The organism is Solibacillus sp. FSL W7-1436, from assembly GCF_038007305.1.
GTDB lineage: Bacteria > Bacillota > Bacilli > Bacillales_A > Planococcaceae > Solibacillus.
Genome location: NZ_JBBOWV010000001.1, coordinates 1,530,506 through 1,549,710 on the forward strand (window position 1 = coordinate 1,530,506; position 19,205 = coordinate 1,549,710).

Here is a 19,205-nt window from a genome sequence, read left to right on the forward strand (position 1 = left end):
ATGGAATCATTAATGATTGTACTTGTCGGCATTCTAGTCGCAGTCGCTACTTATTTAATCCTCTCTCGTAGTGTCATACGCGTGATTGTCGGCACCGCCATTTTATCTCATGCCGTTCACCTATTGTTATTGACGGTCGGCGGGTTAAAAAAGGGAAGTGTGCCGTTATTAGGTCAAGCGGCCGCACCATATACCGACGCATTACCCCAAGCATTGATCTTAACGGCAATCGTAATAAGCTTTGCTGTTACGGCCTTTTTACTCGTACTGGCTTATCGAATGTATTTAATGAACGGAACCGATGATCTAGGGGAACTTGGAGGGTCATCAGATGAATAATATAATTGTTTTACCAATGATTGTGCCGATTATAACGGCAGCATTGCTAGTATTTTTAAATAATAATATTAAACTTCAGCGAGTTGTAAGTTTAGTAACTATGATTTTTGTAATAGCGACATCTGTTGTCCTGTTACAGCTTATTCAAACAGAAGGTATCATGCGTATAGACTTTAGTGGTTGGGCACCGCCGTTCGGTATTTTATTTGTTGCCGATTCATTTTCGGTACTGCTTGTTCTGACGGCAAGCATCGTTACGGCGATCTGTTTGATTTATGCCTTCTCCACAATCGGAGAGCGTCACGAGAAGATGTACTTTTATCCGTTTGTCCTGTTTTTACTGGCAGGTGTGAATGGTTCGTTTTTAACAGGTGATATTTTCAACTTATTCGTTTGTTTTGAAGTAATGCTTTTAGCGTCCTATGTATTGGTTGCATTAGGCGGGGGAAAAATACAGCTGCGCGAGTCAATCAAATATGTGCTCATTAATGTTGTCGCATCATGGATTTTCCTTGTTGCACTTGCTTTCATGTATGGAACGTTAAAGACGCTTAATATGGCACATATTGCACAGCGTGTTGCAGAAGCCGGCCAGGATCCGTTACTGACGGTTGTGGCACTTGTTTTCCTTATTGTTTTTGCTTTAAAAGGAGGCTTGCTGCTGTTCTTTTGGCTGCCTGGTTCATACAGTGTGCCTCCAACAGCAGTACAGGCATTATTTGCCGCACTGCTAACAAAGGTGGGTATATATGCATTATTCCGTACGTTCACGCTCATGTTCCCGCTACAGCCGGAAGTGACGCATACAGCGATCGGTGTGATGGCAGGACTGACGATAATAGCGGGATGTATGGGCGCATTTGCCGGACGTGATGTTCGGACAATTGCTACATATAACGTCATCATTAGTGTTGGATTCATATTGGCGGCACTTGCGATCGGAACTGAATCAGCAATGGCAGGCGCAGTGTATTACTTAATCCACGACATGCTCGGTAAAGCGCTGCTGTTTTTACTTATTGGAACAATGGTGCTTTTGACAGGGGAAATTGTTGTAAAAAATATGAATGGATTAATTCGAATTTATCCGGTATTTGGATGGCTGTTCTTTATCATGTTATGTGCACTTGTCGGGATTCCGCCATTAAGCGGATTTATCGGAAAAGTACTGATCGGCCAGGGCGCTATTGAAACAGAGTCTTACATTTTATTGGCACTGGCATTCGGTTCGAGTATCATCGTTCTCTATTCATTAATGCGTATTTTCCTTGCTTCATTCTTTGGAGAAACTTCGATTAATGAAGAGGACAAAATTCGGATGCCGCGCGGTGCGATGGTATCGTTTGTGCTATTGACGATCTGTATCGTTGCTTTAGGAGTTGGTGCAGAAGGGCTTGCAGTTTATGTGAATGATGCAGCTTACACATTATCCAACCCTTCCGTATATATTGATGCGATATTAAATACGAATAAATAAAGGAGGGTGAGCACATGTTAGGTCAATTTATTATAAATTTATTTATTGCGGCGCTTTGGTTTTTGTTAAAGGATGATCCAACTGCAGACTTTACGACGTTTATGTCAGGCTTTTTAGTCGGAACATTGATTTTATATGCTATGCACCGATTTTTCGGAACACAGTTTTACTTGCGTCGTGTATTAAAGATTATTAAGCTCATCCTCATATTTATTCGAGAGCTGCTTTCATCAAGTATTTCTGTATTAAAACAAGTACTGGGTCCACAGATGAATTTCACACCGGGTATTTTCACTTATGAAACAAAATTAAGAGGAGACTACCAGGTGACGACATTGGCCCTGTTATTAACATTGACACCGGGTTCTGTTGTAATGGAAGTTTCAGAAGATAACAGTACGTTTTATATTCATGCAATGGATATAGAAGAATCGAAAGAAACGGTACTCCGTTCAATCGGCAAGTTTGAACGTGCCATTTTGGAGGTGACACAATGATCGATTTGATTCTAAAGGCTGCACTTGTACTATTTATGGTGGCAATCGGTCTATCCCTATTCCGTGTAATAAAAGGACCGTCATTGCCTGACCGCGCAATCGCTCTTGATACGATTGGCGTCAATTTAATTTCTGCGATCGCCATCGTGTCGATTGTTTTAAAAACAAAGGCATTTTTGGAAGCGATTTTAATATTGGGGATTTTAGCATTTATCGGAACGATTGCATTCTCGAAATATATAGAAAGAGGTGTCATTGTTGAGCGTAAATCAGCTGATTGAGTTAATGGCGGCACTTCTTATCTTGCTTGGTGCAATTGTGAGTGTCATTAGCGCATTCGGCATGATACGTTTACCGGATGTGTACACACGCTCACATGCCGCAACGAAAAGTGCGACACTTTCCGTATTGCTTTGTTTGTTCGGCGGCTTCATTTACTTTTGGATCCATGATGGCTATGTGAGCATTCGCCTTATTTTAGGTATTATATTCGTATTTATTACGGCACCTGTTTCCGGACATTTAGTCTGTCGTGCGGCGTATCGTTCACGCGTACCGCTGGCTGAAGGTTCTGGAGACGATGCATTAAATGAAATCCTGTTCGGCGAAGAAAATCTGCAAGTAAAAGAAGAAGTGGAAGCTACATTGAAAGAAATTAAATAATGAATGTAAAAGCATTTTAAAAGTGATGGCATGTCGCTTTTAGAATGCTTTTTTTAGTGGATAAAAAATTATGTGATGTGGATAACTTGTAGATAAAGTTACAAATTTATCGAACAAAGGGGTAGAGCTCCTTATTTTTAACTGAATATGGATATAAGAAATTAAAAGTATTCCTATTTAGTATAAAAATAAATAGACTTTACTAAGAAAAATGTGGCAATTTCTAGAACAAATGAAAATATATCCGAATATTTTTTTGGAATCTTGTTCTAAAATAGAATTTTAAAATATTTTTTGTGGATAAGTATATTTCTGCCTGTTGAAAAATCGTGATTAAAATGTGGATAATTAACGTTAATGTGCATAACTTTGTGGATAAATAGTATATGTGGATAATATTTCTTGATTTATTGACAAATAAGCTCGTTTTTTATATAGTGCATTACAACACTAATGTACTTGGTGACTCAGAAAGGATGATCTCTTTGATTTTTAATACACAGAGTACAATGCCTATTTATATGCAAGTGGCGGAATGGATCGAAAATGAGATACTGGCAGACCGGCTGCTTCCGGAAGCGAAAGTTTATTCCCAGTATCAGCTTGCTGAAATTTTTAATATTAATCCGGCAACAGCCGGGAAAGGTCTGACTGTTTTAGTGGAAAAAGAAGTTTTGTATAAAAAGAGAGGGCTTGGAATGTTCGTGATCGGGGATGCGAAACATCGGATTTTAACGACAAGACGAAGCGATACATTGACGAAGATGGCAAAGGATATTGTGGAAGAAGCAAAACGTTTAGCTGTGATGGATGAAGATTTGATTGAGCTGATCAGGCATATTCAAAAGGAAGGGTAGAACGAATAGTTTGTCTATCTATTGATTCTTGAACTCTTCCAAGTACGAAAGCTATAATAATCCACTCGACGAATTAATTGGTAAACGGATTTTACACTTGAATGTTCCGAAACAGTTCAATATTATTGATAACGATGGGTGGTATTAGAGCTGCTTAAAACTCACAATGAATTGAGCGAATAAATTGAAAAAGTTATTGAAATTAATCATCTTTATAGGTGTTGTCTATCTATTTTTATATATAAATAATAATTGGCTTGTAAAGACCGATTATGTACATGAATCAGAGAAAGTTCCGGAGAGTTTTGATGGTTACCGGATTACCCAAGTGACCGATCTGCATGATGCCACATTCGGGGAAAATCAGTCACGGTTAGCTGAAAAAGTGCGGGATACCAAACCGGATGTAATTTTCATAACGGGTGACTTAGTGGACAGTCGCCGTTATGACTTGGAAAACAGTTTGCAGGCTGTCCGCCAGTTAGTCGATATTACAGACGTTTACTATGTACTTGGAAATCACGAAGTTGCATTGAATTTAACAGATGAAATTTATATGGCTTTAAATGAGCTCGGTGTTCATGTATTACCGAATGATGCGGTACAGCTGGAGCGTAACGGAGAGCACATCGTCATTGCGGGTATTGAGGACCCGTTAATGGGAAAAGAAGCGGGCGATTCGATTGATGAAGCGCTTTACAATATGGACCCGGATGCATTTAAAGTATTATTGTCGCACCGTCCTGAGCTGTTTGAAACATATGTCGAGAAGGAAATGGATTTAGTGTTTACAGGGCATGCACATGGCGGCCAGATTCGTCTGCCATTTATCGGAGGACTTTTTGCGCCGACACAGGGTTTTATGCCAAAATACACGGCAGGAATTTATGAAGAGCAGGAAACTGAAATGATCGTAAATAGGGGATTGGGGAACAGCTTGTTTCCTTACCGGATCTTTAATCTCCCTGAAATTTATGTCGTTGAGCTGAAGAAGGAAAGGTAGTCAGTGGTTAGTAGTTTTCTAATATATTGTGCGGATTTTCTAATAAACTCGGAAAAGTTCTAATATAATGTGAAAGTTCTAATAAATAATCAAGAAGTCCTAAAATAGGGTCCCGATCTTCTAATAAACAGGTGAACTGTTCAAATAAAGTATGTCATTGTTCTAATAAAGCCGAAAAAGTTCTAATATATTGCACGCCTCTTTAATAAATGGCAGCAATCCAGTTCTAAAAATGCAAAATATTCGTAAGCTTATGCAGATTATCGTAAAATAAGTGAAAACAGATTTTAGGAGTATGCAAATGGAAGGGATTATTACACTACTTGCAATGGTGGGAATCATTGTAATGATCGTGCGTTTTATGCCGAAAAAAGGCGTGAAATATATTACGGCAAAAGAACTGCAGCCTTTACTGGAAGATGAGAAATATGTATTTGTGGATGTCCGGACGGAAAAAGAATATAAAGAGGCCCACATTCCTCAGTTTATTAATCGTCCGCTTGGAGCATATTTAGGGGACTTGCCGAAAGATCGACCGATTGTTGTCATTTGTCAAAGTGGTGCGCGCAGCAATAAAGCGTGCAAGGAACTCGTAAAGCTCGGTTATACCGATATAACAAATGTTCGTCGCGGTATGAATGGACTACGGGCAGGTTAAAAGCAAAGAAGCTAATGAATGGTTCAAACCATCATTAGCTTCTTTTTCATTTATCCCGCATTAATGGGTAGTAAGACTCCAACCTCCAGGTTTAGGCAGGGCAAAGGAATAGGCGGGTGATCAACTACCCGTAAAAGCCCGATTGGTTCAACTAACAATCCGTGGGGAAACCTCCACGGATTGAAGTTTCACTTTATCGAACGGCTTCTTTCATTGCCTCAATCAGCGCTTCAGCTGAAACGGTTTTTTCACCGCCGCCCTGTACAAGTGCATCGTTTCCGCCGCCTTTACCATTAATGAGCGGTAAGGCTGCTGCAGAAATATCTTTCATCGATTTTGTTTGCTCAATACCCCGTGCCGCAACAAATTGCAGCTTGTCTTCATTATTGGCAACGAGAAGTGCGATTGCTTCACCGTTTTGCTGTGTAATAAAACGTGCCAGCTTCTGCAGGCTTTGAATCGAGCGGTTTTCGAATGCCGCTGCAGCAACTGTTTCATTTGCCAATTCTTTTGCTTCGAATTCAAGAAGGGCGTCTTGTGCTTCTGTTAAACTTTTCTCTGTTTGCTTCGCTGTTTTCACGAATTTACGCAACGCATCAGCGGCCTCTTCTTCCGGTGCGCTCAACTGGCGGGCTACATCGCTTAAAACCTGTTTACGCATAGCCAGCTGCTGTAACACGCGATTACCGCAGACAAAGTGTACACGGATCTGCTTCTTCATTTTTTCCGTAGCTAAAATTTTCAACAAGCCTACTTGTCCGGTAGAGGTAGGATGTGTACCGCCACAGCCATTGTAGTCATAGTCAGGGATAATGACTAACCGGATATCATCGTCGACTTTTACGTCTTTCCGTAAGTTATATTGCGCTAATTCTTCCTTTGTCACCCATTTCGTTTCAATCGTACGGTTTTCCAATATAATTTCGTTAGCCCGTTTTTCCACTGCTGCCAGCTGATCTTCAGAAACTTCGCCAACATTTAAATCGATTGTGACAAGCTCTGTTCCCAAGTGGAAGCTCACTGTCGCCATATCGAACAGCTCCACAAAGGCTGCTGTTAAAATATGTTGTCCCGCATGTTGTTGCATATGGTCGAATCGGCGCGACCAATGAAGTTTCCCGGATATTTCCCCGGAAATATTCGACACATCGGCTGCCGTATAATGACGAATTTCTTCATCAATTTTCTCGACATCAAAAATTTCCAAGTCATTAATCCAGCCGGTATCATTAGGTTGCCCGCCACCAGTAGGATAAAATGCAGTATTGTCCAGTACGATGAAATTTCCTGTTTCGTCTTGACCAGTTTTCACAACTTGTGCCGTAAATTCCTTCATCATTGCATCTTCGTAATAAAATAGATTTTTCAAAGTCCATCACTCCTTAATTTCTAGTTTGTCATATGAAAACGTTGCTGTCACGGTGTAAATGATGATTGTTATTTGACGCGGGGCAATTTTCGTTTATGATAAAATAGAAGCATTTCCCGGAAGGAGCATGAATATGAATATTACGCAATTTTCAATAGAAGAAATTTTAGATCCGACAAAGATTATTGAAGGTAAGCGTTATGAGTTTTTATTAGATGTAGAAGTGGATGAGGAAGATGAACTGTATTCCGCTGCAGGTTTAGAGATTCGTGTGATTGTAGGGGTAATTGACCACAATGTACGCATCGTAAACTATTTTATTATTGATAAAGCCAATAATGAGTTTTTGGATTTTGCATTGGAAGAAGATGAAGAAGCGATGATTTTAGCGTTTTGCAAAGAAGAATTATCTGCTGATTCAAGTGAAACAGAAGCTGAATAATTGGTATAAAAAAAGGTAGCGGATCCGCTACCTTTTTTAATCGGTATATTTTGTTTTTAACTGGTCTGCACCAATCCCGCCGATTACCATTAATGTTAACGGCAAGAAGTTTGACAGAATTTTCGGCAAGCCTTCAGGAATAACAATGTCCAATCCTGCAAAAGAATTTAAGCCTATAATAATCAGTTTTGCTACCAATAAAAATACCCCTAATAAAAACACGCTATCAAAGAACGCTTTCCATTTCGGATATGCCAATTTCTTGCTATCCCGAATTACTTTTTCTTTCAATTCCCCGTCACTCCTCAACATTTCATCAATCGTGATGCCAAACAGATCACTCAAATCAATGATTACTTCAATACTCGGATAGTTCTTCCCGGTTTCCCATTTAGAAACGGATTGGCGACTAACATGAATTTTTTCGGCAAGATCTGCTTGTGACCAACCTCTTTTTTCTCGCTCTTTTTTTAATCGTTCACTAAAAATCATGTGAGTCATCCCCTTCCTTGTGTTTAAGTATTGATGAATTATACGGGTAAAGTAAAGCTAGTTATAGGTGCGTGAGGGCGCAACCTCGTGTTGCCACTGTAATTTCCGTAGTTTAATCATACATTAAGATAGTCCAAAAATAAAAAAATATAAACAGGAGTATCCCGCAAAAATACTTTAACGGGATACTCCTGTTTTGATGTAATCAACTATTTACCAAGCGGAAATTGCACCATCTGTACGAGGCTCTGTTCCACCGTACAGCACTCCTGTTTTCGGGTCACGCCAAATGATTTGACCGCGCCCGAAACTGCCGCCATCCACTGCAACATGAATGTTATGGCCTTTACGCTGCAATGCCTGCACCAAATAGCTAGGGAAGTGCGGTTCGACTTCAATGCGCTTTTCCCCGATCCACTGCCACCTTGGCATATCAAGTGCTGCTTGAGGGTTAAGTGCGAAATCGATTGTGGATGTAATGACCTGAAAATGCCCCTGAGGCTGCATATAGCCACCCATTACGCCAAATGGACCGACAGCTTCATTATCCTTCGTCAAAAATCCTGGAATAATTGTATTGAATGTTCGTTTTCCGGGCTTCAGGAAGTTCGGATGTGTTTCATCCAGTGAGAAGTCATAGCCGCGGTTTTGAAGCGCTATACCTGTTTCCGGAATGACAATGCCTGAACCGAAGCCCATATAGTTACTTTGAATATACGAGACCATATTGCCATCCGCATCGGCAGTTGCCAAATACACCGTCCCGCCTTTTGGAATGTCGAATGGTTTCGGATCAAGTGCTGTATCGCCGATTTCCGCAAAGCGTGATTCTCCGTAAGCTTTTGATAACAGTGTTTCGGCATCTACCGGCATGTCATTTGATTCTGTAATAAATGCTTTCCCGTCGGTATACGCAAGCTTCATCGCTTCGATCTGATTATGTAGATTTTCCGCATCCTGCCATTTTGGCTCGGCATGCTGATAAATGTTCAGTGCCATCTGTGCAACAATCCCTTGGCCATTCGGCGGGATTTCCCATACATCATAGCCTTTGTAATGCATTTTAATGGGGTTTACCCACTCCGGCTCATAGCTTGCCAGATCTTCCTTTGAAATAAAGCCATTATGTTTTTTCATGAAGGCATCGATTTTGTCTGCGATTTCGCCTTTGTAGAAAGCAGCGCCATTTGTTTTGGCAATTTTGCGCAATGTGTCTCCGAGTGCTGGAGAGTTCCAAACTTCTCCGATTTCCGGCATGCGGCCATCGATTGAAAATGTTTCAAACCAGTGCTGGAATTCTTCGGATGTGAAATTCTTTTTATACTTTTTATAGGCCGATTGCCAGTATTGTCCGAGTGTTACGGAAATCGGGTAGCCTTCTTCAGCATATGAGATGGCAGGAGCCAATACCTCGCTTAACGGCAATTTCCCGAATCGTTTTGATAAAGCTGCCCAAGCTGACGGTGTGCCTGGAACAGTAACAGGAATCACTCCATGCATCGGAATTTGATCTAAACCTCGCTCTGTTAATGCTTCTTTGGAAATCGACTTGGGAGAAGGGCCAGATGCGTTTAACCCGTATAGCTCATCCTTCATCCAGACGAGCGCAAATGCATCCCCGCCGATTCCGTTTGATGTAGGCTCAACGACAGTAAGTGCCGCTGCTGTTGCGATTGCTGCATCGACTGCATTGCCGCCTTTTTTTAAAATATCCAGTCCGGCCTGTGCTGCGAGCGGCTGGGATGTTGCGACCATTCCACGATTGGCGATGACCGTATTACGCTTACTTGGAAATGGATAATGTAAAAAGTCCACAAAAAATCCCCCTCTGAAATTAATGCCTAATAAAATGAATATTACGGCTATTTTAGTACAGAAGGGGTTTTTTTACAATTTAAATATTTCAGAATCCGAAATAAAAAGTTGCCCGAAAAGGGAATTCCACTTTCCAAACAACTCCATGATCATATTATTTCAGCAATTCATCAATCCAGCGTTGCACTTTTAAGCCTTCCTCGAATGGTACGACAAAAGCTTCCTCGCCTAAAAGGACTTTTCGACATGCATCAAGCATTGTCTCAGGGATTTCGACAGGGGTAATTTTTACTTCCTGCTCATATGCTTTGCTTGTGTAAACCTCGGACCAATTTCGTAATGTTACAACTTTTTCTGTTCCGAAAATTTTAAAGTCGATGCGCTCTTCCTGACCGATACCTGCAAGCCCGTTAATGACCATCGGGATGCCGTTTGCTGTTTTTGCTAAAGCAGTTACCCCAACTTCACAAAGAGCTTCATCCTCAGGGTAAGCTGTTTCATGCGCCAAAATTTCAACATCGCCGAATAAATGATGCGTTAATTGTAAATAATGCGGGAAAATCTCCCGAATAAACCCGCCTTGCTCACGTGAAGCAATCCAAGAGTTTTGCTGCCATTTACGTGGCCATTCAGGGAAATATGTATGCAGCTCAATACGTGTAATGTCACCCATATCTTTTGCCACCTCTTGTTTTAGCTGATGGACTGACGCACCGTACATTAACGGAAAGTGCATCGCTGTTTTTACATTCGCTTCATTTGCGATACGTACCATCGTTTCTCCGTCTGCTGCATCATGGGCAAGCGGTTTTTCCGATAAAATATGTAATTTGTGCTTAGCGATTTCTGCAGCAAGTGGTGCGTGACTGACAGGCGGTGTGCCAATATACACCCAGTCAGGTTTTAAATTCAAGAGCGCTTGTAAATCGTTAGTAGCGGGTACACTATATTTAGCAGCCAATTGTGCTGTACGTTCTTCGTTCGTATCAAAAATTGCCGCAATTTCATAATGTTCGTTTTGCAGTGCCTGGTTAATAATGCGTTCTCCGACAACACCAGTACCGATAATGCCAATCGTCATTGTTTTAGTCATTTAAATGGCTCCTTTTTATCAATTATACCTTGGCGAAATTGCGTCTGGATTCGGTACCGAATCGAATGACATCCACCGGAGGCTTAATTCTTTTGTGCGGTTTATGCCGGACGAAAGAAATATGGGATTTTTCTGATAGTTAGTGTAACATATTTTGGGAATACATAGGATTACGAAACAAAAGGAATGATATGCTATTAATAGAAACGATATTTGGTAGCATTTTATTAAGAAAGTGAAAAGTGGATTGAGGAGTGGATCAAATATGAAAGTTGTAATTATAGGCGGCGACGCGGCAGGAATGAGTGCAGCAATGGAAATTGTACGTAATAATAAAGCCGCGCACATTGTCGTTTTGGAAAAAGGAGAGATTTATTCATACGGACAATGCGGGTTGCCATACGTAATTAACGGAAAAGTCCCTCATACTGAAGACCTGATTGCAAGGGATGTCGAGGAGTTCCGCTCGAAATACGGAATTGATGCACGCATCTTCCATGAAGTAACGGCAGTTGATACAAAACTGCAAAAAGTGAGCGGTATTGATGTAAACAGCATGGAGCCATTCGAATTTATATACGATAAACTGCTCATTGCTACAGGAGCATCACCGACAATGCCGAAAATCGACAATGGCGACCTAAAGGGCATTCATACTGTAAAAACGATTCCGCAAATGGATGCACTGATGGAACAGTTGCCGCATGTGAAGCACGTGACGGTCATCGGCGGGGGCTATATTGGTCTGGAAGTAGTTGAAACATTACGGGAGCGCGGTCTGGATGTACGTCTCATTCAACGCGGAAGCACATTAATGTCGATTTTGGATGCACAGCTGACTGGTATTATTTATGAGGAAGCTATCAAAAATGGTGTGGAAGTTTTATTAAATGAAGATACGATAGGATACGAAGGAACCGAACTTGTAGAAGCAGTTCGGACAACAAGCGGGTTACATAAAACAGACCTGGTCATCGTCGCAACAGGAGTACGTCCAAATACACAGTTTGCACAAGGTTTTGCCAAGCTTGAAAATGGTGCCCTAATTGTCAATGAAAAAATGGAGACTTCGATTGCCAATGTGTACGCAGCAGGGGACTGTGCATCTCATTTTAACCGAGTAAACCAAAAGGATGATTATTTACCGCTTGGGACGACAGCAAACAAACAAGGGCGAATTGCAGGGTTGAACATAGCCGGTTTTAACCAGAAATTCCGGGGCATTGTCGGAACATCCATCCTGAAGTTTTTCGATCTTCACATCGGCATGACGGGATTAAATAATGAAGCCGCAGATCGTTTAAATGCACTTGTAGAAGCGTATGAAATGGAAGTAAATGATATTGCAAGTTACTATCCGAATGTACAGCCGATGAAGCTGCGGATGCTTGTCGAACAGCAAAGCCGCAAGCTCGTAGGTCTCCAAATAGTAGGCAGACATGGTGTCGATAAACGAGTCGATGTATTTGCGACAGCACTGTACAATGAAATGACCTTCGAGGAACTGCTTGACTTGGATTTAGCGTATGCACCGCCATTTAGCGGCGTGTGGGATGCAATTATGCAGGCCCCAAAACGCTATGGTAAAAAAGAATAAAACGTCAAAAGCTCCAGCTACTATTGGGAAATAGCTGGAGCTTTTTTGTGCTTAACTTCTTTTTAGTAGCATCTTCCCACCTCTATGAAAGGTTGCAAGATGGCTGGAGGAAGTGTTTATATTTGATCTAAGTGTGTGTTATAAACACTCGCTAAATGAAGTTAAAACCTCGGGTGGATATCCAACGTTTGGATACAATTACGCTGTGACGTAATTGGCAAAGAGGTGTTAGTCAAATTTGTTCAAATTAATTATGTATAGTTATGCGTTCGCTCATGCTAGCAGCTATGTCTTTCTGCAAAGGTGGAATCATGATGAAGGCTCACTACTTGTTTTGAACTTATCCATACTATAGCGCATAATTATTACAAAAACGCTATTTTAATGAATATGTAAATAACATGTAAAATATCAAATTTCATGGGAAAGCCTTTTATATCAAGGGGTTGATGGTGTTTTTAGTGCTTTTTAAAATTATTTTATTGTATTTATATAACAAAAATATGACATCTGTGACGAAATAAAGAAAAATTATTATGGAATAAATAAAGTGATGCAAAACAAACTAAATTTATCATTGAAAAGGAGGAATCATGATGAAAAATGACAGACATGATGTTTTTAACAAAGGATCGGAAAATGCGATAAGTTTAGGTAAAATGATTAACAATACTAAAGAAAATATACATGAGGCTGAAATTAGTAAAGAGTTTGCTCTTCCTGATGAGCTGGAAAATATTGAAGAGAAAAATGCGCGTCGCAGAACAGCCATTGCCCAATTGGAAGAACAGATCAGAGAAAGAAAAGCAGCCAAAGCTAGAAGAGACTCATTTAAATAACTTTTTCAAAAGGTGGAGTATTCGGCTTAAGAGACTGGAGTTTTATGAATTATGGTATGAAGGGCCACGCCCGCGCCAAAGCGCCCCGGAATGGAAATCAATTCTCCAGGATGTAAAAAAGCAGCAATTTTCTTCTAAAGAAAATTGCTGCTTTTTGTTATGTTCCATACTCTTTCTATACTGAACCAAGTTTCAAGAGATTTTTATTGGGAAGTTTTCATTTTCATACTAAAACTATCATACAGTGTTTTGGGAGAGTTGTTCTATTCTAAATGGAATTGCTCAAAATAGTTATTTGCACCAATCAAATGACTTGAAGGAGGTTTCAAATGAAAGCAACAGAATATTACCAAGCATCTGTACAAGAGGTAATGAAAAAGTTGGATGTGACGCAATATGGATTAACTGATTACGAAGTCCGCGGGCGCCTGAAAAAGTATGGCTATAACGAATTGAAAGAAGGAAAGCAGAAAAATATTTTCCAGGTTTTCATTGAGCAGTTTCAGGATTTTCTAGTGCTCATATTAATTGCTGCCGCCATTGTTTCAATTTTCCTCGGAGATATGGATAGCTCCATTGTCATCTTAATCGTCATTATATTAAATGCCATACTCGGAACGGTTCAGCATGCACGGGCAGAAAAATCATTGAACAGTTTAAAGGAAATGGCGGCACCCGTTTCAAAAGTTAAACGCAACGGAGAAATTATTGAAATACCGTCCAGAAATGTAATAGTAGGGGACTTGCTCCTTTTGGAAGCCGGCGATTCTATCAGTGCGGATGGACGAGTAGTTGAAAGCCATAGTTTACAAATAAATGAAAGTTCGTTAACAGGCGAATCTTTGGCGGTCGATAAAGTAGCCAATACAATTATTGAAACAGAGCTTGCTCTAGGGGACAGAAAAAATATGGTGTACTCCGGAAGCTTTGTAACAAATGGTCGTGGGGCAGTTGCAGTTACTTCAATCGGGATGAATACGGAAATCGGAAAAATTGCCAAGCTGATTGACAATGCGAAAGAGAAAAAAACACCATTGCAGGTCAATCTTGATAAATTCGGAAAACGACTTGCTATCGGAATTATCCTTATTTGTATCGTAATTTTTGCTTTGGATATTATTCGGGGGCGTGAGCTGATTGATTCCTTTATGTTTGCAGTTTCATTGGCTGTTGCAGCAATTCCTGAAGCGTTAAGTTCAATCGTGACGATTGTACTGGCAGTAGGTACTCAAAATATGGCAAAAGAAAATGCGATTATACGTAAATTGCCGGCAGTAGAAAGTTTGGGAAGTGTTTCGATTATTTGTACTGACAAAACCGGTACACTGACACAAAATGATATGACGGTTCAGGAAATTTATACAGGGGAGCAGTTTTTCTCCGCCAATGAACTGGAGCTGAACAACCCGAATCATAAAAAACTGCTCGATTTCGCAATACTGTGCAATGATTCCATGATGTTAAAGGATAAAACGATAGGGGATCCGACAGAACTTGCGCTCGTAAAATTGGGGCAGGAGTATGAATTGAGCGAGCAATTGATACGTGGACTTCATCCGCGTGTTGGGGAAATTCCTTTCGATTCCACTCGAAAGTTAATGAGTACCGTTCACCGAATGGGGAACCGAAATGTCATGATTACAAAAGGTGCAGTGGATGAGCTTATTCCCCGTATCAGCCGCATCGATTCAAGCAGCAGTTCAATTATTACGAGCAAACAGCTGGAGCAGATTAACCAGGCGAATACTGCATTTTCGAATGCCGGATTACGGGTAATTGCCATTACGTATAAAGAAGTCTTTTCTTCCAATATAAATGAAAAGGACGAGCAAGGCTTAACATTTGTCGGGCTAATTGCGATGATGGATCCTCCGCGCGATGAATCGGCACAGGCCGTTGCAGACTGTATCGAAGCGGGGATTAAGCCGGTCATGATTACAGGGGACCATAAAATTACGGCAATCGCGATTGCGAAACAACTTGGTGTTTTAAAAAGCCCTGATGAAGCAATTGAAGGAAAAGAAATTGAAAAGCTTTCGGACAGGGAACTGAAAAATAAGGTAGAAAGCTTCTCCGTCTATGCCCGTGTATCACCGGAACACAAAATCCGGATTGTAAAAGCTTGGCAGGAAAAAGGCCATGTTGTGGCAATGACCGGGGACGGGGTAAATGACGCACCGGCGTTAAAACAGGCCGAAATTGGTGTAGCAATGGGGAAAACAGGAACGGAAGTGGCAAAAGATGCGTCAGCAATGATTTTAACAGACGATAATTTTTTAACGATTGTCAAATCGATTTCAAATGGGCGAAGTATTTATGCCAATATTAAAAACGCGATTAAATTTCTGTTATCCGGAAATGCAGGGGCAATATTCGTCGTTTTATATGCGACGCTTTTCGCATTACCGGCTCCGTTTCTGCCGATACACCTGTTGTTTATCAACTTATTGACGGATAGCCTGCCAGCGATTGCGATTGGTTTAGAACCGCATAATAAGAAACTGATGAAGGAAAAACCGCGGAATATAAATGAGTCCCTGTTAAATAAAAAATTCGTATCCCAAGTAGGTTTTGAAGGCCTGATTATTGCAGCAGTCACAATTATCGCCTTCCAAGTGGGCTTATCGACAGGGGATACAGCAGTCGCAACAACGATGGCGTTTGCAACATTATGTTTATCAAGGTTGCTGCATGGATTTAATTGCCGATCGGAAGAATCCATTTTTAAAATAGGAATTTTCTCAAATTTGGCAGTTTGGATCGCCTTTTTACTTGGGTTTACAATACTGAACTTTGTACTGATTAACGGGTTATTTGAAGTTGCTAATTTGACGAGTAACCAATATTTAATGATTTACGGATTATCTTTGGTGCCGTTAGTTATTATCCAAGTCCGTAAACTGTTTTTCGGGTCTGCTAAGGAATAAACAGAAAATGGTAAAAATGTATATGGCAACTTTTCTTGCCGGTTAACATAAAAATAAGGTTAACAAGGTTATGGAAGGATGACATTATTAGCACGACAAAACATTTCTTCGGTCAGGCAATGACAGGGCAGGGCATTAAAAATATTTATAAAGAGTTAATGGATGAAGCAAAAGCTGTGTATTTATTAAAGGGAGCGCACGGATTCAAAGTTTCGGAGTTACTGCAGAAAATTGGCTCTCATTACTGTGAAAAAGGTGCCCACATTGAGCTTTTCCATGATCCTTTATTTGAAAATACGGTCGAGGCTGTTTATATTCAAGCCCCTCATCAGATTTTAATTGTTCAAGCGACAAACCCGTCAATAGAACCTGTATTTCCAGAAGTACGGGATCATGTCATTTCCCTTTATGACTGTGTGGATGAACAACAGATTGCACGAAATGAGAATCTGTCTTCAGTAAATGAATCGAAACAAGCATATTTTGACCAGTGTTTTGCGAAGCTTTCAAATGCTATTCATATTCATGATGATTGGGAAGTGGAAACGAGAAGGCATATGAAATGGAGGGGGTTGGACCAGCAGTTTGCCGAGCTGTCGAACAATCTGTTCGGTGAAACAAAGCGGCAGAAATCCGGCCACCTTACTCATCGCTTACTTGGTACATTAACTCCAGCTGGAGCGCAGGACACAGTACAGAGCATTACGCAAAATCTTGAAAAGAGATTGTTTATTAAAGGGTATCCGGGTACTGGAAAGTCTTCAATGATGAAAAAGTTGGCGAACGAGGCGATAAGCAGAGGGTTTGATGTACAACTCGTTTGGTGCGGCTTGGATTCCAATTCGATAGATATGGTCATTATTCCTGAACTGAAATTCTGTATTTTTGACAGTACGGAGCCGCATGTGTATTTTCCGGATGAAAATCGCTCCGGTGACGAAATTTTCGATATTGCCCAACATTGCCATCCGACAGAAGTTGAGGAAAAAAATATAGAAGCAATCACAGAAAAGTACAAGGCGACGATGGCGGATGCAAAACATTTAGCAGCAAAATACGCAGAACAGGAAAGAAAAGTCCGTGAAGCAATAGATGCTGCTATCGATTTGGATGAATTCAATAAACGAACAGCCTTCCTGTTTGAACTTTTCTGAGTTAAGGAATTTTATAGGCATGGGTCCGACTTCATATCGGATTCATGCCTTATTTTTTGATGGTAGGATTTATATAATAATATTATTTTGAAATAATGCATCAATTTTCGAAATAATAAGTTTTTTAGGAGCTATAAATTTCACTTGAACAAAAAATACTGTATGCTGATGGTGAGCTTTTCATTACAAAGGAGGACTACTCATGAATCGTTTTGAAGGCAAAGTTATAATTGTTACCGGTGCAGGTTCGGGATTAGGACAAGCTGCCACATTACAGCTTGTAAAGGAAGGCGCAAAGCTTGTACTCGTAGATTTAAATCAGGCAGGACTGGACGAAACGAAGAAGAAAGTGCTGGAAGTAGCGGCAAATGCTGAAACATTATTAGTGGCAGCAAACGTAGCGACAGAAAGTGAAGTTGAAAATTTTGTAAATCAAACGGTTGAGAAATTCGGTAAAATTGATGGTTTCTTTAACAACGCGGGAATTGAAGGGAAGCAAAACTTAACTGGTGATTACGGAACTGAGGAATTTCATAAAGTGATCTCCATCAATTTGAACGGTGTCTTCTATGGTATGAAATATGTGCTGAAAGTAATGAAAGAGCAGGGATATGGCTCTATTGTCAATACAGCATCGGTTGGCGGAATCCGTGGTGTCGGAAACCAGTCAGGCTATGCGGCTAGTAAACATGGGGTTGTCGGGTTAACGCGTAACTCGGCTATTGAATACGGCCAATACGGAATTTCGATTAAGGCAATTGCCCCGGGTGCGATCATGACACCGATGGTAGAAGGATCACTACGCCAAATGGGCGGTGATAACTGGGAGGAAGTCGGCAAGGAATTTGTAAAGCCGAATCCGATGAGACGTTTCGGTAAGCCGGAAGAAGTCGGTTATTTAGTAGCATTCCTGCTATCAAATGAAGCGGACTTCATCAACGCAGCAGTTATCCCAATCGACGGCGGCCAGTCTTATAAATATTAAATGTTAGGGGTTGGGACAGAATTAGTTCCAGTTTACGCAAAAAGAGAAATTGCACAATGCAATTTCTCTTTTTTGCGTTTTATAAAGAAAATATTGGAAGAGGTGTTATCCTCTTACCGCATACTTCCTTGAATACTGCGGAGCGTTTAAGCCAGCAGTGCGGAACTTTATACCAGTGAATGCGGAGTTTTGAGCCACCGAGTGCGGACGATTAAGCCACTCGTTAAAAATAAGAGGGAAACAACCACTACTAGTAGTGATTTGTTTCCCTCTTTCATGCTATGGAGGACTAGCGCTTGATGGGCTTTAGTCCATGACGTTCGCGCATCGATACTTCGCCATCAATTAAAATGTGGTAGGAATCATGGACGATGCGGTCTAAAATGGCATCTGCGATTTGGGCATGGCCAAGTTTGTCGTACCAGCCTTCCGGCGCAAATTGAGAACAGAAGATCGTTTTAGACGGGCTTCTACGATTTCAAAGACATTTAAAACTTGTTCTTCTGTGAGTTCTGTTAAGAGCCATTCATCAATGATTAATAAATCGATTTTTTTATAGTGTTGAATGAGCTTTCGATAGCTGCCATCTGCTTCATATTTAGCTACAGCTAATTCATCAAGTAGCTCAGGTAGGCGAATATATTTTACTTTATGGAATTGACGGCAGGCATGAATGCCGAATGCATTCGCTATATAGCTTTTTCCGTTGCCTGAAGCGCCCATTAAAATGATATTGTGGTGATTTTGAATATAGTTTCCTGTGGCTAGTTCTAAGATGAGTTTTTTATCTAAATGGCGATCTGAGTGGTATTCAATATCTTCAATGGCAGCCGATGGCTCATTGAATGTTGCTTGTTTAATTAAACGAGCAAGTTTGTTGGATTTGCGGCGATCGTATTCGGTATCCGTTAAGAGACTGAAAAGTTCATCAAAGTCCATCTCACGATAAGACTGATTTCGACTCATTTCTTGATAAAGTTCGGCCATTGCGCTTAAGC

The 19,205-nt window shown here is 40.7% G+C and carries 18 protein-coding genes and 1 pseudogene; 14 read left to right on the plus strand and 5 right to left on the minus strand.

The genetic code is table 11. From position 1 onward, the window contains the following. From MKX73_RS07710 to MKX73_RS07745, 8 genes are all read left to right on the plus strand, one after another. Window positions 1–339, plus strand: a complete 339-nt coding sequence (locus tag MKX73_RS07710; protein WP_008407452.1) for a Na(+)/H(+) antiporter subunit C — start codon at window positions 1–3, stop codon at window positions 337–339. After that, window positions 332–1,816 (plus strand): Na+/H+ antiporter subunit D, encoded by a 1,485-nt coding sequence (locus MKX73_RS07715; RefSeq protein ID WP_340716938.1) that lies wholly within the window; start codon window positions 332–334, stop codon window positions 1,814–1,816. Before MKX73_RS07710 ends, MKX73_RS07715 begins: the two co-directional genes overlap by 8 nt. A 14-nt stretch (window positions 1,817–1,830) precedes the next feature. Then, a complete protein-coding gene (locus tag MKX73_RS07720; RefSeq protein ID WP_340716939.1) occupies window positions 1,831–2,313 on the plus strand; it encodes a Na+/H+ antiporter subunit E in 483 nt (160 codons plus the stop codon). Continuing rightward, entirely contained in the window at window positions 2,310–2,594 is a 285-nt protein-coding gene (locus tag MKX73_RS07725; RefSeq protein WP_008407457.1) for a Na(+)/H(+) antiporter subunit F1, read from the plus strand. The genes MKX73_RS07720 and MKX73_RS07725 overlap by 4 nt, the downstream gene beginning before the upstream one ends. Continuing rightward, window positions 2,572–2,976 carry a Na+/H+ antiporter subunit G gene (locus MKX73_RS07730; protein WP_340716940.1) on the plus strand — a complete coding sequence of 135 codons (405 nt, stop codon included), beginning with the start codon at window positions 2,572–2,574 and terminating at the stop codon, window positions 2,974–2,976. The genes MKX73_RS07725 and MKX73_RS07730 overlap by 23 nt, the downstream gene beginning before the upstream one ends. Before the next feature lie 485 nt (window positions 2,977–3,461). Continuing rightward, window positions 3,462–3,833 carry a GntR family transcriptional regulator gene (locus tag MKX73_RS07735; RefSeq protein WP_340716941.1) on the plus strand — a complete coding sequence of 124 codons (372 nt, stop codon included), beginning with the start codon at window positions 3,462–3,464 and terminating at the stop codon, window positions 3,831–3,833. A 184-nt stretch (window positions 3,834–4,017) separates the two neighbouring features. Further along, window positions 4,018–4,836 carry a metallophosphoesterase gene (locus tag MKX73_RS07740; RefSeq protein ID WP_340716942.1) on the plus strand — a complete coding sequence of 273 codons (819 nt, stop codon included), beginning with the start codon at window positions 4,018–4,020 and terminating at the stop codon, window positions 4,834–4,836. 301 nt (window positions 4,837–5,137) lie between these two features. Continuing rightward, window positions 5,138–5,494: a rhodanese-like domain-containing protein gene (locus tag MKX73_RS07745; protein ID WP_340716943.1), complete on the plus strand. Its 357-nt coding sequence runs from the start codon at window positions 5,138–5,140 to the stop codon at window positions 5,492–5,494. 193 nt (window positions 5,495–5,687) lie between these two features. Here the strand turns inward: MKX73_RS07745 and MKX73_RS07750 are convergent, their stop codons facing one another. Then, window positions 5,688–6,863, minus strand: coding sequence for an alanyl-tRNA editing protein (locus tag MKX73_RS07750; protein ID WP_340716944.1), 1,176 nt, complete (start codon window positions 6,861–6,863; stop codon window positions 5,688–5,690). Window positions 6,864–6,996: 133 nt separating this feature from the next. On the opposite strand from MKX73_RS07750, the gene MKX73_RS07755 reads away from it, so the two are divergent. Further along, on the plus strand, window positions 6,997–7,305 hold the full coding sequence (locus tag MKX73_RS07755; protein WP_340716945.1) for a DUF6509 family protein: 309 nt from the start codon (window positions 6,997–6,999) through the stop codon (window positions 7,303–7,305). Window positions 7,306–7,341: 36 nt separating this feature from the next. On the opposite strand, the gene MKX73_RS07760 is transcribed toward MKX73_RS07755, so the two are convergent. The 3 genes from MKX73_RS07760 to MKX73_RS07770 all read right to left on the minus strand — a co-directional run bounded on the left by MKX73_RS07760 (window position 7,342) and on the right by MKX73_RS07770 (window position 10,705). Further along, entirely contained in the window at window positions 7,342–7,797 is a 456-nt protein-coding gene (locus tag MKX73_RS07760) for a helix-turn-helix domain-containing protein (protein WP_340716946.1), read from the minus strand. A 213-nt stretch (window positions 7,798–8,010) separates the two neighbouring features. Continuing rightward, on the minus strand, window positions 8,011–9,612 hold the full coding sequence (locus tag MKX73_RS07765) for a gamma-glutamyltransferase family protein (protein WP_340716947.1): 1,602 nt from the start codon (window positions 9,610–9,612) through the stop codon (window positions 8,011–8,013). Window positions 9,613–9,766: 154 nt separating this feature from the next. Beyond that, on the minus strand, window positions 9,767–10,705 hold the full coding sequence (locus tag MKX73_RS07770) for a Gfo/Idh/MocA family protein (RefSeq protein ID WP_340716948.1): 939 nt from the start codon (window positions 10,703–10,705) through the stop codon (window positions 9,767–9,769). 265 nt (window positions 10,706–10,970) lie between these two features. Between MKX73_RS07770 and MKX73_RS07775 the strand changes: the two genes are divergently transcribed. The 5 genes from MKX73_RS07775 (at window position 10,971) to MKX73_RS07795 (ending at window position 18,207) form a co-directional block, all read left to right on the plus strand. Then, entirely contained in the window at window positions 10,971–12,302 is a 1,332-nt protein-coding gene (locus MKX73_RS07775; RefSeq protein ID WP_340716949.1) for an FAD-dependent oxidoreductase, read from the plus strand. Between the two features lie 593 nt (window positions 12,303–12,895). After that, a complete protein-coding gene (locus MKX73_RS07780) occupies window positions 12,896–13,141 on the plus strand; it encodes a spore protein Tlp (protein ID WP_340716950.1) in 246 nt (81 codons plus the stop codon). 329 nt (window positions 13,142–13,470) lie between these two features. Continuing rightward, window positions 13,471–16,068 carry a cation-translocating P-type ATPase gene (locus tag MKX73_RS07785; RefSeq protein WP_340716951.1) on the plus strand — a complete coding sequence of 866 codons (2,598 nt, stop codon included), beginning with the start codon at window positions 13,471–13,473 and terminating at the stop codon, window positions 16,066–16,068. Window positions 16,069–16,103: 35 nt separating this feature from the next. Then, the gene (locus tag MKX73_RS07790) at window positions 16,104–17,222 is read left to right on the plus strand and encodes a nucleotide kinase (protein ID WP_340716952.1); all 1,119 of its coding nucleotides are present in this window, start codon (window positions 16,104–16,106) and stop codon (window positions 17,220–17,222) included. Between the two features lie 202 nt (window positions 17,223–17,424). Beyond that, window positions 17,425–18,207, plus strand: coding sequence for an SDR family oxidoreductase (locus tag MKX73_RS07795; protein ID WP_340716953.1), 783 nt, complete (start codon window positions 17,425–17,427; stop codon window positions 18,205–18,207). Window positions 18,208–18,496: 289 nt separating this feature from the next. Here MKX73_RS07795 and MKX73_RS07805 read toward each other — a convergent pair. Next, window positions 18,497–19,173: pseudogene (locus MKX73_RS07805) on the minus strand (ATP-binding protein). Window positions 19,174–19,205 lie beyond the last annotated feature (32 nt).